The organism is bacterium SCSIO 12827 (assembly GCA_024397995.1).
GTDB lineage: Bacteria > Pseudomonadota > Alphaproteobacteria > Rhodospirillales > Casp-alpha2 > UBA1479.
In genome coordinates, this window is the sequence record CP073746.1 from 2,082,169 (window position 1) to 2,096,001 (window position 13,833).

Here is a 13,833-nt window from a genome sequence, read left to right on the forward strand (position 1 = left end):
TCAGCCCTCCCCGTCAGGTCCTGGGATGGGGGTGTCCCCGCCCTCGTCGGCTTCGTCGCCGGCCGCGCCGATTTCCGGCGCCGGCTTCAGGTTATCGAGGTCGATTTCGCGGTCGGCCATGGTGCGCAAACCCGCCTGGGTCGAGGCGAAGACGATGGTGACCCGGCCCTTGAGTCGCTCCAACACCTCCGAGACCGTGCGCACGTCCAGGCTGTCGAGATTTTCCGTCGCACGATCAAGCAACAATATCTTCGGCTTGAAGGCAAGCGCCCGGGTCATTGCGACATGCTGGCGGAACCCGGCGGGGAAACCCGCCGCCCCGCTCTGCAAACGCGTGTCGAACCCGTCCGCCAGACAGGCGGCGCGGGCATCCAAGCCGGTCAGCCGGGCCGCCCCCAGGGCGTCGGCAGCGCGGCCGGAATCAAAGCCCGTCAGGTTTTCCAGCAGGGTGCCCGGCAGGATGTTGCCCAGGTTCGGTACATAAGCAATCTGGCGACGGATGCTGTCCGGGCGATAGGCCGCGAGATCGTAACCGTCGACGGTTACCGTTCCCGATTGCGGGCGCTCCAGCCCGGCCATCAGTCGCAACAAAGTCGACTGCATCTGGACGTCACCACCGGTAACCAGGACCATTTCACCCACTTCGACTTCAATGCGGATACGGTCGAACAGGTTCCGTGCCACGGCGCGCAAGCCGTCGGCGGGCTGATCCAGGCTGACGCGGTTGAGCATCAGGTTGCCCGTCACGCGGGGCAGCGGTTCCTGCGGCACATCCGCGGCCGACGCCGTTGCGTCACCATGGTCGCGCCCCACCCGTGCCAAGGTCCAGGCCGCCGTGCCGCGAAATGCATCACGCACCAGAGCCGAGGAAATCAGCACCCCCGCCGCCAATTGCCCGACCGTAATTAGCCCGTTCAGGCAGAGGACGGTTCCCGTAAGGATGGCCAGGAGAAGGGTGATGTGATCGAACAGGGCCATCGTGCGACCGGCGGCGAACAGTGAGCGTACTTGGTTGCGTCCCGTCGTGGCGGCGTCGCGGGCAGCCCCCTCGGCCTGGCGCAGCACGAGATTTTCCGCCCCCATGGCCTTGACGGTCCAGAGGGTGTCCAGGATACGGACGGCGATACCGTCGGCGGAAGACACGGGGTTCCCCCCGCGATGGATCACATGGCCGGCGCCCGCCGCGGCCATGGCAAGAAGGATCGCCGGCAAAGCCATTGCACCCGCGAGATATGTCAGCGCCACCGCAAGAACCGGCAATCCGGTCAGAATCAATAAATGGGATACCGGCACCGAAATCGCCCCGGTCGGCGGTGCATCGGAAGCCCTTCCCGAAAACAGACGGGCAATGGCCGCCCAGTTGCCGGCCCGCACTTCTGCCTGGGCGGCGGTTTCCGCCAGTGACGCGGCCGCCAGATCAATCACGGCCCGCACCGCAAGCGCCATGGCAACGGCGGCCGTGAGGAGGATCAGGTCATCGCTCCGCCCCCCCGGAAGGACCCGGTCGAAGACCTGCAATACAAGCATGGGAAGGGTGAGCCAAAGCACCGCGCGGATCACGCCGGCAGCCGCAAGTTCCCAACCCGCGCCGCGAACGGACGCAGGACCGAAGACCGCACCAAAGGTCTCTGCCCGTGGAATCATGTCACCCCAGTTTGCCCGGCCAGGCCGCAGAATGGGCCGGAACGTACGCCCAACCTACCCGCCAGGAGTTAACAATCCGCTACCTCTAAACGGCTTGAGCCCTTGAAAATGTACGCTTTTACCGCTTCGCCGCCAACTGTTGGGCGATCAGCAGGCGCGCCATGGTCATGGCTGCTTTGCGCGTCATCCCGGCGAACATGCGCTTGTGATACAGCGTGCGGATCAGGATTTCATCCGTCGGGCTCAGTTTACGCAGCGTGTCGTGGTCGGAAAAAATCGACGGCCGCAGAAAATCCGTGTCGTTCGGCAGGCCCAGGGACTGTGTCAGTTCCTCAAGCAGGCAGTGATCGATGAGGAAGCCGTCGCGGTCCGTATTGACGACAACGAAGGCCCGGTCCAGGGCCCCCATACGCCCCCCAACGAAGGACAGAAAATAGCATCCGCCCGGCGCCGACAGTTCCTGCTGTAACTTGACGCTGACGCCCGGGATCGGCACTTTGGTCAACAGGTCGCGGGGCGTGAATACGATGGTGAGGCGCGGACGCTTCTTGGCGGCGATGGAATCGACGAAGGTCAGCCCCGTCAGGGTTTCGAGTGTACGCAGGTGGTTCCACGCGTACTTGGCCCAGAAACCCTGTGCGGGCACGGGTTTCAACTCGCGCTCACCCTCGCTCTTGAACTGGGTCATGTTCACGGCAATCTCGTCCGTGTCCCAGCGCAACAGGGTCGTGCGCGCGGCCAGTGCCTTGGTTTCCGAACCGAAGGCGACGGTCTCGAACGCCTTCACAAGGTCATCGACCGGCGGCAGAGGGCCATCGGCGCGGGCGGTCGGGACAGTGCCGAAAAAACAGGCGGCAGCCAACAGCAGTGCCGGAAAAAGAGCGCCGCGGAGAGTTAAAAGCTCCCATCTTTCAATGAGTTGCATGAACTGGCGCATGCCGTTCGTCCCGGTCACCCTGCGGGCGGCCGGATGCGGCCGCAAGACCGCAGTCTACTGCGTCAGGGTCCAGGACCGAAGCATGGATTCGGCGACGGGCCGATAACTGTCGAACGACCCCTCGGGCGCCGTGAACGACCAGATATGGGCGATGGTGCCTTCCGGCCGGGGCACGACGACGGCCCATTTGCGATAGGCCTTGCCTGAATATTCATAGCGGGCGATGAACTGGGACCCTGGGGATTCAGCCAGTTTTCCCTCACCCAGCACGGTCATGCCGCGGGTGCCTGCTTCCAGCGCCTTCAGCAAATCCGCTGTCGCCATGACGGCCGACTCGTCGCCCGTCCGCGCGCCCGCCGGATTGACGTTCTGCACGGAAACGACGGCGTCGTGGGACGCTGCCCCTTCCGGCCCGCTGAAGGTCGCCGTAAAGGCCGTTGGTTTGGACACCGTCCATTGCTTGGGATAGTCCATCAAGAAGCCGTAGCCCGGTTCAACGAACCGCTTCATGTCCGGCGGTGGCGCCGCCGAAGGCCCCGGTTCAGGACGGCCGGCAGCCATGGACGCGACGTGGTCGCCGGCACGCACGGGCACGTTGACCGGTGTCTTCGGTGCCTTGGCGTCCGTGGCGTCGGCGACCGGCGCCTGAGCCGGACGTTCGCCCTCACCCGGCACGAAGTTGAGCAGCACCCAATTGAAAATTTGAACGTGCTCGTCATAAAGGTCGAGGGGCGCCGTAAAGGTGAACACGAAATCCGTGCGGGCACCGCGCGCGATGATGACCCGCGTTTTCGTGCGGTGGCCCTGATAGATGGCGTCGATCGCCGACAGGCCCGCCACGACGGTGGTGCCGTCCGCCAACTTGCGCAGCCAGGGGCCCCGTTGTTCGTTCAGGTAATGTGATTCCAAGCGCCCCTGCATGCCCGTCAGCGGCACCAAGGGGTTGCTGTCGCCGGTCTGCAGGTTCATGACATAGCCCTTGGGCGAGCGCACGGCGACGTGCATTTCCTTGCCCCGGTGAGACACGGCGACCCCCGCCGGCAGCGGCAAGGAGAACCCGCGCACCGGGTGAATGAACAGGCTCGGCTCCTTGGTCATCTGGACCTGGGATTGCTCACCCCCGTTGCCGCCCATGCCGTCGCTGTTCCCCGGCTGCGCCTGACGCACCACGGAACCGCCACCCTGACGATCCAACGGCAAAGCCACGCCGGGCCTGTTGATGTCCGGCCCGGTGATACGTCCGGCATCAGCGGCATGGGCAGTGCCCGCAGCGAGCGACGCGGCGGCCAGTTGCGCAATCAAAATCGCGGCGGCAGCCGGGCGGATGCGGGACGGGGGCGTGACGCGGAACATGAAATGTCTCCGAAAATACGTACTTCAACTCCCTAAACCCTACGATATTCGGGTAAATGAGCTGTTAACCAATAAGGGCGTAAAGAAAGACGTACGGCAGACAATTCTGGCTGATTTTTCGGTGGTCCGGGCGTAAGCTCTCGCCGCTCTTGTTGGTCTAGCTCTTGTAATCCCTTTCGGAGTGAAAATGGCCCGCATCAAGGACGACTATCGAGCCCTATCTGGCACCGAGAAAGCGGCGATCTTCCTGCTGTCCCTGCATCAGGACCAGGCGGCCCTGCTGTTCGAGCGCATGGACGACGAGGAAATCCGCGAGCTATCCGCCGCCATGTCGTCGCTCGGCAACGTCCATTCCTCGGTCATCGAACGGCTGTTCGTCGAATTCGCCGACAAGCTGTCGTCGGCCGGCGGCCTGGTCGGTTCCATCGACGCCGCCGAGCGCCTGTTGAAGGCTGCTCTTTCCGGCGAGCGCGTCGACAACATCATGGAAGAAATGCGCGGCCCGGCCGGCCGCACCATGTGGGACAAGATGGGCAACGTGAACGAAGCGGTGCTCGCCAACTATCTGAAGAACGAATATCCGCAGACCGTCGCCGTCATTCTGTCGCGCATCCGCCCGGACCACGCTTCGCGGGTCCTCGCCCTGCTGCCGGAAAACTTCGCCATGGAAGTGATCATGCGCCTGCTGCGCATGGAAGCCGTGCAGAAGGACATCGTCGACCACGTCGAACGCACGCTGCGCAACGAATTCATGACCAACCTGGCGCGCACGGCGCGGCGCGACAGCCATGAATTGATGGCCGACATCTTCAACTCGCTCGACCGCAACACGGAAAACCGCTTCATGACGGCGCTCGAAGAGCGCAACCGTGAGAGTGCGGAGCGTATCAAGCAGCTGATGTTCACCTTCGACGATCTGATCAAGGTCGACCCGGGCGGCATCCAGACCTTGCTGCGTCAGGTCGAGAAGGAACAGTTGGCGCTGGCCCTCAAGGGGGCATCAGACGAGGTCAAGGACCTGTTCTTCTCCAACATGTCGGAACGCGCCGGCAAGATGATGAAGGAAGACATGGAAGCCATGGGGGCGGTGCGCCTGAAGGACGTGGACGAGGCCCAGTCGGCCATCGTGCAGGTCGCCAAGAACTTGGCCGACAGCGGCGAAATCGTCATCGCCACCGGCGACGAAGAAGGCGAACTGGTGTTCTAGGGCGCGTTTCTTCTCTTTGCCCTGCCCGCTATCGCGCCAGCAACACTTCCCACAATGGACCCGACACAACGGGTGGGGCGTCCCTGCCCTCAAACACCGGCGACGGCTGAAAGGTCACCGTGACGTCGCCGGACGGCATGTCCCAGGTCAGGCCTGCACGGGCATGGCCGACCTCGAAATCCAGAAGCAGTTCGTCGCTCGCGACCAAACCGCCCTCGATGGTAAAATCCATGGACGCGCGGCCGAGCCCGATGGACCGCTTGTCCTTGTCGACCGCACGCTGCAGGGGAGAGCCGAAGATACGCCCTTCCGACAGCGTCACGCGTCCGCCGCCCGACGTGGCGGCCAGCATCTCCGGCCCCGAGCCCCCCACCGCCAATACATCGAGATTACCGTGCAGGCGCCCGGCGACACCGTGCCCGCCCAGCAGGCTTGCCGTCATCAGGGCGGCATCCAGGTCGCTGCCTGACACCGCGAGTGACAGCGCCGTCTTGCCTTCATTCGCCGTGGCTTCCAGGCGGGCGCTGACCGTGCCGCCGAACAGCGGCAACGAGCCGACATCGGCCGCCAGGTTCGGTTCCCCCGTGCGCCACGACAAGCCAAGCCCGCCCGCGCCCAGGTCGACCCCGGGTACCTTCAGGCGCGCCCATTTGATCCGCCCGCGCCCACCGATGGCGAAGCGGCGCGGGGCCGACCCCGCCGCCGGTTGAAACAGTCCGGACAGACGCGCAGCGGCGACCGCGTGGCGCATGTCGAGGGCTCCGGCCGCCAGGTCCAATTCGATCAGCGGTAACTTATCGTCCAGATCAACAGCGACGCGCCCTGTCATGTCCGTTGCGCCCAGGACCAGACTGCGTATGGCAATGTCAACACGCCCGCCCTTCACTTCCGCCTGCAGGCGAGCCGAGGTCTGACCGATCAGGTCGGCCGGCGCCGGCGGCCAGGCGGCAGCCAAAGCCTTGGGGTCATCCAGGTCCAGGTCGATCCCCGTGCTCAGCGCCCAGCGATGGCGGTGGGCCACGGTGCCGCGCATCAGGAGACTGCCCGGCGCCGCATCGAGCATGACCTTGAACGGAACGCGAATACCGTCGCGGAAATCGTTTAACCGGTGCAACTCGGCCTCGACATAGACCGGTTCGCCCCGCAACCGGGCATCGCCCCGCAGGCGCAGCACACGGCCCTCGGACGCGCGCGCGATGCCGGCTTCCGTGGAAATGCCGTCGAGCGTAACGTCACGGTCGAGCCCCGCGTCGGTATATCGCAAGGCACCGCCCTCAATCGTCAGCGCCGCGATCTCCACCCCCGGCAGACCGGATGCCTTGAAGGCCGGCGTCCCCGGCGGCGATGCCTCGCCGTCCAGACGCGGCTTGCCCCGGATGCTCCAGTTGTTGACCCCGTCCGGTCCGCGGTCGAGCCGCAGGCTGGGCCGCACCAGAACAAGGCGGCGGGCCCGAACGGTGCCGCGCGCCAGGGCCCATAGGTCGAGATCGGCCTCCAGCCGCGCGATGCGCAACAGCGGCGGGCTGTCCACGGGAACGAAGCGGTTACCCGGCAAACGCAGGATGACGTCATCGGCGTCTAGGCCCGGCGTTCCCCAAAAGCGCAATTCGGCACTGCCTTTGACCTCGACCTCGTAACCCGTCACCCAGCCGCCGACGGCTGCGATCAGGCGCTCGGCGCCGACCAGAATGGGCACCGCAGCGGCACAGAGCGTCAACCCCATCGCCACGGCGAGGGCGAGGGTCAGGCGTGCCAGGGGCCGCGCGCCCCCGGCGTCAACGTCGTCGGTGATATACGGAGGTTCGGTCAAGGTGCGCTATCTGCTCCCCATCGTGGTTCGCCCCCCATCGTGGCATGTGCCGCCATGGTCAGGTCTTGCGCACGACGATGGTGAATTCCCCGCCTTCGGCGCGGCTCTCGAGCAGGCCGTAGCCCGTGGCGGCGCAGAATTCCTCGAAATCCTTGGGCGCGCTGGGATCCGTTGCGATCACCGTCAGTGTATCGCCAGCCGCCAGCGGCTTCAGGGCCTTTTTTGCCTTGAGCACGGGAAGCGGGCATTTCAGGCCGCGCGCATCCAAAGTCTCCGCCATGTCGTTACCCTCAAGATCGATTAGGAAGTCCGCATTTTTCGGGATGCGCCGGGCCACCGCAAGACCAATCGGCGGCCTAATTACATGGTTACACGGAAATTTCCCACTTCCGGGGCTTTTCTTGGCGAACGGACAGGACTACAACGTGCGGGCCGCGACCCGCCCCGGCCTGTCCCGGCAACACGCACAACTCTGCTGATTCTCCCCTAGATCCGTCAGGAAGCTGATTTGGATATCTATATGCCCATCGCCGAAATGTCGGTGAACGTCCCTCTTATCTTGGCGGTCGGCGCCGGTGTGGGGCTCCTGTCGGGCCTGTTTGGAGTCGGCGGCGGGTTCCTGATGACACCGCTGCTGTTCTTCATCGGCATCCCATCGGCCGTGGCCGTGGCGACCGGGGCAAGCCTGATCGTCGCCGCGTCGATTTCCGGGGTGCTGGCCCATTGGAAACGCGGCAACGTCGACTTCCGCATGGGCGGCTTCCTTCTGGTCGGCGGCGTCGTTGGGTCATCGGTCGGGGTCTGGCTATTCACCGTGCTGCGCGAACAGGGTCATATCGACCTTGTCATCCGCGTCAGTTACGTCGTGTTCCTGGCGATTATCGGCGGTCTGATGCTGGTGGAAAGTGCGCGCGCCATGATGCGCAAGAAGAAGAACCAGTCCCGTCGCGACCATATGCACAATTGGCTGCACGGCCTGCCGTTCAAGGTCCGGTTCCGCCGTTCCAGGCTGTATATCAGCGCCCTGCCGCCGCTTGCCGTCGGCCTGTTCGTCGGCCTTCTGGCCGGCATCATGGGCGTGGGCGGCGGCTTCGTCATGGTTCCCGCGATGATCTACGTCCTGGGCATGCCGACGGCGGTGGTGGTCGGTACGTCCCTGTTCCAGATCATCTTCGTTTCGGCCAACGTGACCATCCTGCAGTCAGCGACCAACCAGACGGTGGACATCGTGCTGGCGCTGATCCTGCTGATCGGCGGCGTGCTCGGCGCCCAGTTCGGCGCCCGCCTGGGGGCAAAGATGCAGGGCGAACAACTGCGCGGGCTGTTGGCGCTGATCGTTCTCGGCGTCTGCGCCAAACTGACTTACGAGCTTGTTCTGCAACCGGCCGATCTGTTCTCCATCGCTGAAGTCGCCCGCTATTGAGCTTCGTCCGGCAGGTGTGGTGACGAATTCTGTCCCGATTTCGAGAAAATCGCCGCTCTAGAGCAAATTAAGGGTTTTACAGTGGAGAGTGCTATATTATTACTTCCTCTAGGGGTGCAGGATTTCCTTGTAATTTCACGCGGTTACAAACCTGGCCCGCTGCATTTTCGCGCTAAGCCCACCGGGATACAGAGTTGGATATCTACCTCCCCATCGCCGAGATGTCGGTCAACGCATTCGCGATTTTCGGCATGGGCGCAGGCGTGGGGTTTCTTTCCGGGCTTTTCGGCGTGGGCGGCGGCTTTCTGATGACCCCGTTGCTCATCTTCACCGGCATTCCACCCGCCGTCGCCGTGGCGACCGAGGCCAACCAGATCGTGGCGGCATCCGTGTCCGGCGTGCTGGCCCATTGGAAACGCGGCAACGTCGACCTGAAAATGGGCATGGTGTTGCTGGTCGGCGGCGTCATCGGATCGTCGGCCGGGGTCTGGCTGTTCACCGTGCTGCGCGAACTGGGTCAGGTCGATCTGGTCATCAAGCTCTGCTACGTCGTGTTCCTGTCGATCATCGGCGGCCTGATGCTGGTCGAAAGCGTGCGCGCCATGATGGCGCGCAAACGCGACGTTCCGCGCCGCCAGCACACGCACAACTGGCTGCACGGGCTGCCATTCAAGATGCGATTCCGTCGTTCCAGGCTGTATATCAGCGCCCTGCTGCCGCTCGGCGTCGGCATTTTCGTGGGCCTTTTGGCCGCCATCATGGGGGTCGGCGGCGGCTTTGTTATGGTCCCGGCCATGATCTATCTGCTCGGCATGCCGACGTCGGTCGTCGTCGGGACCTCCCTGTTCCAGATCATCTTCGTCACCGCCAACGTCACCGTGCTGCAATCGGTGACCAACCAGACCGTGGACGTGGTGCTGGCCCTGATCCTGCTGTTCGGCGGCGTCATCGGGGCCCAATTCGGCGCAAGGTTCGGCGGACGCATCCGCGGCGAACAACTGCGCGGCATGCTGGCGCTGATCGTGCTCGCGGTCTGCGCCAAGCTGACTTACGACCTGGTCGCGACGCCCGTGGATCTTTACTCCATCGGCTTGGCAGGGCACTGACAATGCGACAATTAATCCCCTTCCTGACCATCCTGCTGGCGCTCACCCTGCCCGACCGCGCCCAGGCCCGCGACATCACCATCGACCTGACGGATCCCATCGTGTCGATCACGACCGGGTTCACGGGCACGGACCTGTTGCTCTACGGCGCCGTGAAACAGGCCGGCGATCTGGTTGTCGTCGTGCGCGGCCCGGCACGGGACGAGGTCGTGCGCCGCAAGGAAAAAATGCTCGGCGTTTGGGTCAACCAGGATGAACTGGTGTTTGACAAGGTGCCCTCGTTCTACCGGGTCTCCAGCAACCGCCCACTCAAGGAATTCATGAACGCGGCCGACGCCGACCGCCTGCAGATCGGACTGGAAAACCTCGACCTGCGCGCCAAGGTTTCGGGCAAGCTGCTGCCCGAAGCGCCTTATGAGTTCCGCGAAGGTCTGATTCGCAACCTACAGCGCATCGGCCTGTACATGACCAAGCCGGACAACGTGGTGTTCCTATCTGAACAGCTTTTCCGCACACGCCTGCGGTTTCCGGCCAACGTCTCGGTCGGCACCTTCACCATCGAGGTCTACCTGTTCCGCGACAACAAACTGCAATCGACGGCAACGACGCTGCTGACCGTGCGCAAGTTCGGGGTCGAGGCCCAAGTCTATGATCTCGCCCATCGCTACTCGCTGGCTTACGGCGTGCTTGCCGTGATCATCGCCGTGGTGGCAGGATGGGCGGCGAACGCGGCATTCCGAAAGGGATAATCCGATGACCGACGCCAAACAGCCGACCGGCGCCGCCCAGCCGGACGACGATCAGCTTACGTTCCTCTGTGTCGTCGACCGATCCGAGGAAATGTCCCGCGCCGTGCGCTTTGCCAGCCTGCGGGCGCGCAACGCCAATCGCCGTGTGGCCTTGCTTTACGTGACCGAACCCGCCGAATTCCAGCACTGGATGGCGATCGGTGAGCGCATGCGCGAGGAAGCCCGCGAGGAAGCCGAGGAAATGGTGCAGGCCGTGGCCTCGGTGGTGCAACGCATCACGGGCAAGATTCCGCCAGTCTATATCCGCGAGGGTAAGGTCGCCGAGGAACTGATCAAGCTGATCGACGAGGAACAGAACATCGCCCTTCTCGTCCTGGGTGCCGCCACCGGCAACGAAGGCCCGGGACCGCTGATCGAACTATTGGTCGAGAAACAGGCCGGGCGCCTACGCGTGCCGATCACAATCGTGCCCGGCAATCTGACCGACGCGCAGCTCGACGCGATCTGCTGATCGCCTTTTCCCGTACCATCAAACGCGTCTGCCAGAACTGGGCCTTGAGAACTAGCGATGTTCGGGGTTTGGCCCGGGATAATCCGGCTGCATTTCCGGGCCCGCCAGACGAAAGGCCTCCAGCTCGGCGCAAGCGGCGTCGATTTCCAGGATCAGCGGGAACTTATCCAGCGGGAATCCGTACCAGCGCGCGTTGAACAACACGGGCACCAGGTAAATATCGGCAACGCTCGGGCTTTCACCGTAACAGAACGTCGTCTTGCGCGGCCGTTGCCGTAACATCGTCTCCAGCGTCGTCAGACCGGCTGTGATCCAATGGGCGTACCAGGCCATGGATTGTTCCTCGCTCCAACCTTCATTGTCGGTCAGGTGGTCACGCACCCGGTGATTGTGGATGGCGTGAATTTCGCTGGCGATGAATTGGGCGAATGAAATGGCGTCCATCCGGTCCTTCGGGTCTTCCGGGAAAACGGACGGATCCGGATAGGTCCGCTCCAACCAATCAATGATCGCCGTCGATTGGCTGAAGACCCGACCATCGATTTCAATCGCGGGCAAAAGCCTCTGCGGGTTGATGCGCTGATAGTCGTCGGACTGCATGTTCTCGACAGCGATATAGTCGTAGGGCACCTTTTTCAGGTTCATCGTGGTTCGAACCCGTTGCCCGGCGGAGTTCCGATAGCGGGAATACAGTTTGATGGTCATGTTTCCGATCCTCTAATTGGTTGGTCCGGACCATTTGTCGAGGGCCCGTTTCAGGTCTTCGAAATGTTGGGTCATCACAGCACCCGCGCGTTCGGCGGACCGGGACCGGATCGCCCTGGCGATCGGCCAGTGTTCTTCCTGAAGCCCCTTCCATTCCTCGATCGGAACGGCTTCCTTGAAATCAAGGGCGCGGTATTCCTCAAGGGCCATGAGGATCATCTGCGCCAGATAGTCGTTGCCCGAGGCCAGGGCGACGGCGGTATGGATTTCCATATTCAGATCGGTCTCCCGAGAATCGGGAGCGGCCATTTCGCCCATCAAGATGATCGGGCGCTCAATCGCCCGAATTTGTTCCTCGCTGGCATTGACCGCCGCCAGGCGCGCGGCCTGCACCTCCAACAAGGTGCGCACTTCCCAGATCTGCAACAGGGATTCGCGGCGGTCGATCAGGTGTCGGCGACGCAGATCGTTGGCATCCAGCGCGCGGACGGAGCGCACATAACGCCCGTCGCCGTGGCGGCTTTCCACAATCCCCTGCGATTGCAGCACGCGGAAGGCCTCGCGCAGAACCGGCCGGCTGACCTGCCAGCGGTCCGCCAGCACCCGCTCGGGCGGGAATTTGTCGCCCACCTGCAAGGTGCCGGACTCGATGAGCCCCATGATCTGCTCGATGATCGACTGATGACGGAGGACCGCCTTGACCGGGGAAAACGACAGGACGGCATCCGCTTTATCCGGGGTTTCGAGCACCATGGCGTTCTCCGTCAATTCGACCGGGCGGGCGAAATCACCCGCGCGTTGCGTCGTCCTACAAATATCCATATCAAACAAAAAATGGAATAGATAGATAATTGGGTTGCCCAATTTTAAACCCAGAGATACCTTTTCCCATCGGTCTCGGCCGTCCCATCCCATTCGATACCCCCCATTCAACGCACAGGAGGCCCCAACGATGGCGCAAACACAGGAACAGGCAATCGACGAAATGGTCGCGGCCCTGGCCGGAGAAAAAATGCCCGACTGGTCCGTGCAACAGCGCCTGGCGGTCGGCTGCCGGATCCTGGCGGCACATGGTCACGGAAGCGGCCTGGCCGGTCAGTTCACAGCCCGGGGGGATGAGCCGGACACCATGTGGACCCTGCCCTACGGGCTTGGTTTCGAGCAGGTGACAGCATCCGATTATCTTCTCGTCGACGGCGACCTGAAGGTCATCAATGGCAAAGGTACGCCGAACATGGCGAACCGCTTTCACATCCATGTCTACCGCGCGCGCACCGACGTGCAGTCCATCGTCCATACCCACCCCCCCTATTCATCGGCCCTGTCGATGATCGGCGAACCGCTGCGGGTCGCCCATATGGATACGATGGCGTTTTTCGATGACGTCGCGCATCTTCCCCATTGGCCGGGCGTGCCCTTCGGTGACGAGGAAGGCGAGATCATCACCAATGCAATCGGGGACAAATCCGCGATCCTGCTGGCCCATCACGGCCAGCTTTGCGCCGGCAACACCATCGAATCCGCCTGCGTCATGGGGATTTTCTTCGAACACGCGGCGCGCATCCAATTGGCGGCAATGGCGGCGGGTGACATTAAGGAAGTCGATCCGGAACTGGGCAAACTGGCCCATGCCTGGCGCCACAAGCCGGAAGCGATGAACGTGACGTTCCGGTATTTCGCGCGGGCCATCCTGGAACAGCCGGCCCATCCGCTAAGCTGATCAGGCGGCGGCTGTCCGCAGGGCGCCGATGGTCTTGGCGTAGTCGTCGCCTTTGAACACGGCGCTGCCGGCGACCAGAACGTCGGCCCCGGCATCGACCACGGACTTGATGGTGTCCGTATTAACGCCGCCGTCGACCTCAAGCTCAATGGGCCGATTGCCGATCATCTCGCGGATGCGTTTGATCTTGGGCAATTGGGACGGCATGAAGCTTTGCCCGCCGAAGCCCGGATTCACGGACATCACCAGGATCAGGTCCAGGCGGTCGAGCACGTATTCGATGGCGCTTTCCGAGGTGCCGGGATTGAGCGACACCCCTGCCTTTTTCCCCAGGTCCTTGATCGCCTGGAGTGAACGGTCGAGGTGCTTGTCCGCCTCCGCATGGACCGTGATGATGTCGGCCCCGGCGTCAGCATACTCCTTGAGGAACGGCTGCGCCGGGTCGATCATCAAGTGCACGTCGAGGGGCTTGGCGGTATGCGGGCGGATCGCCTTCACCACCATGGGGCCGATGGTCAGATTGGGCACGAAATGCCCGTCCATGACATCGACGTGCACATAGTTACAGCCGGCGGCATCGATCGCCCGGATTTCCTCGCCCAACCGCGCAAAGTCGGCGGACAGGATGGACGGCGCGATCTTGATGTCCCGGCCCATGACGCTGCGCC

General features: G+C 63.3%; 14 protein-coding genes. 6 read left to right on the top strand and 8 right to left on the bottom strand.

Annotation, left to right across the window (positions count from 1 at the left end; all coding sequences use genetic code 11):
* The 3 genes from KFF05_09720 to KFF05_09730 all read right to left on the bottom strand — a co-directional run bounded on the left by KFF05_09720 (nucleotide 1) and on the right by KFF05_09730 (nucleotide 3,934).
* Nucleotides 1-1,644 (bottom strand): ATP-binding cassette domain-containing protein, encoded by a 1,644-nt coding sequence (locus tag KFF05_09720; protein ID UTW50254.1) that lies wholly within the window; start codon nucleotides 1,642-1,644, stop codon nucleotides 1-3.
* Between the two features lie 118 nt (nucleotides 1,645-1,762).
* On the bottom strand, nucleotides 1,763-2,506 hold the full coding sequence (locus tag KFF05_09725) for a DUF2927 domain-containing protein (protein ID UTW50255.1): 744 nt from the start codon (nucleotides 2,504-2,506) through the stop codon (nucleotides 1,763-1,765).
* A 129-nt stretch (nucleotides 2,507-2,635) separates the two neighbouring features.
* Nucleotides 2,636-3,934 carry a hypothetical protein gene (locus KFF05_09730; GenBank protein ID UTW50256.1) on the bottom strand — a complete coding sequence of 433 codons (1,299 nt, stop codon included), beginning with the start codon at nucleotides 3,932-3,934 and terminating at the stop codon, nucleotides 2,636-2,638.
* 187 nt (nucleotides 3,935-4,121) lie between these two features.
* On the opposite strand from KFF05_09730, the gene fliG reads away from it, so the two are divergent.
* Nucleotides 4,122-5,141: a flagellar motor switch protein FliG gene (gene fliG / locus KFF05_09735; GenBank protein ID UTW50257.1), complete on the top strand. Its 1,020-nt coding sequence runs from the start codon at nucleotides 4,122-4,124 to the stop codon at nucleotides 5,139-5,141.
* Between the two features lie 28 nt (nucleotides 5,142-5,169).
* On the opposite strand, the gene KFF05_09740 is transcribed toward fliG, so the two are convergent.
* Together KFF05_09740 and KFF05_09745 are read right to left on the bottom strand one after the other, a co-directional pair.
* On the bottom strand, nucleotides 5,170-6,951 hold the full coding sequence (locus KFF05_09740) for a hypothetical protein (GenBank protein UTW50258.1): 1,782 nt from the start codon (nucleotides 6,949-6,951) through the stop codon (nucleotides 5,170-5,172).
* 58 nt (nucleotides 6,952-7,009) lie between these two features.
* Nucleotides 7,010-7,231 (bottom strand): sulfurtransferase TusA family protein, encoded by a 222-nt coding sequence (locus KFF05_09745; GenBank protein ID UTW50259.1) that lies wholly within the window; start codon nucleotides 7,229-7,231, stop codon nucleotides 7,010-7,012.
* Nucleotides 7,232-7,459: 228 nt separating this feature from the next.
* On the opposite strand from KFF05_09745, the gene KFF05_09750 reads away from it, so the two are divergent.
* The 4 genes from KFF05_09750 to KFF05_09765 all read left to right on the top strand — a co-directional run bounded on the left by KFF05_09750 (nucleotide 7,460) and on the right by KFF05_09765 (nucleotide 10,740).
* Nucleotides 7,460-8,374: a sulfite exporter TauE/SafE family protein gene (locus KFF05_09750; protein UTW50260.1), complete on the top strand. Its 915-nt coding sequence runs from the start codon at nucleotides 7,460-7,462 to the stop codon at nucleotides 8,372-8,374.
* A 194-nt stretch (nucleotides 8,375-8,568) separates the two neighbouring features.
* Entirely contained in the window at nucleotides 8,569-9,480 is a 912-nt protein-coding gene (locus KFF05_09755; GenBank protein ID UTW50261.1) for a sulfite exporter TauE/SafE family protein, read from the top strand.
* A gap of 2 nt (nucleotides 9,481-9,482) precedes the next feature.
* Complete coding sequence (locus tag KFF05_09760; GenBank protein UTW50262.1) at nucleotides 9,483-10,229, top strand: TIGR02186 family protein; 747 nt, start codon at nucleotides 9,483-9,485, stop codon at nucleotides 10,227-10,229.
* A gap of 4 nt (nucleotides 10,230-10,233) precedes the next feature.
* On the top strand, nucleotides 10,234-10,740 hold the full coding sequence (locus tag KFF05_09765; protein ID UTW50263.1) for a universal stress protein: 507 nt from the start codon (nucleotides 10,234-10,236) through the stop codon (nucleotides 10,738-10,740).
* Nucleotides 10,741-10,791: 51 nt separating this feature from the next.
* Here the strand turns inward: KFF05_09765 and maiA are convergent, their stop codons facing one another.
* Complete coding sequence (gene maiA, locus KFF05_09770; GenBank protein UTW50264.1) at nucleotides 10,792-11,445, bottom strand: maleylacetoacetate isomerase; 654 nt, start codon at nucleotides 11,443-11,445, stop codon at nucleotides 10,792-10,794.
* Nucleotides 11,446-11,457: 12 nt separating this feature from the next.
* The gene (locus tag KFF05_09775) at nucleotides 11,458-12,360 is read right to left on the bottom strand and encodes a FadR family transcriptional regulator (GenBank protein UTW50265.1); all 903 of its coding nucleotides are present in this window, start codon (nucleotides 12,358-12,360) and stop codon (nucleotides 11,458-11,460) included.
* A gap of 37 nt (nucleotides 12,361-12,397) precedes the next feature.
* Between KFF05_09775 and KFF05_09780 the strand changes: the two genes are divergently transcribed.
* A complete protein-coding gene (locus tag KFF05_09780; GenBank protein UTW50266.1) occupies nucleotides 12,398-13,165 on the top strand; it encodes an aldolase in 768 nt (255 codons plus the stop codon).
* Here KFF05_09780 and KFF05_09785 read toward each other — a convergent pair whose 3' ends face one another.
* The gene (locus KFF05_09785) at nucleotides 13,166-13,822 is read right to left on the bottom strand and encodes a ribulose-phosphate 3-epimerase (GenBank protein UTW50267.1); all 657 of its coding nucleotides are present in this window, start codon (nucleotides 13,820-13,822) and stop codon (nucleotides 13,166-13,168) included.
* Between the last annotated feature and the right edge of the window lie 11 nt (nucleotides 13,823-13,833).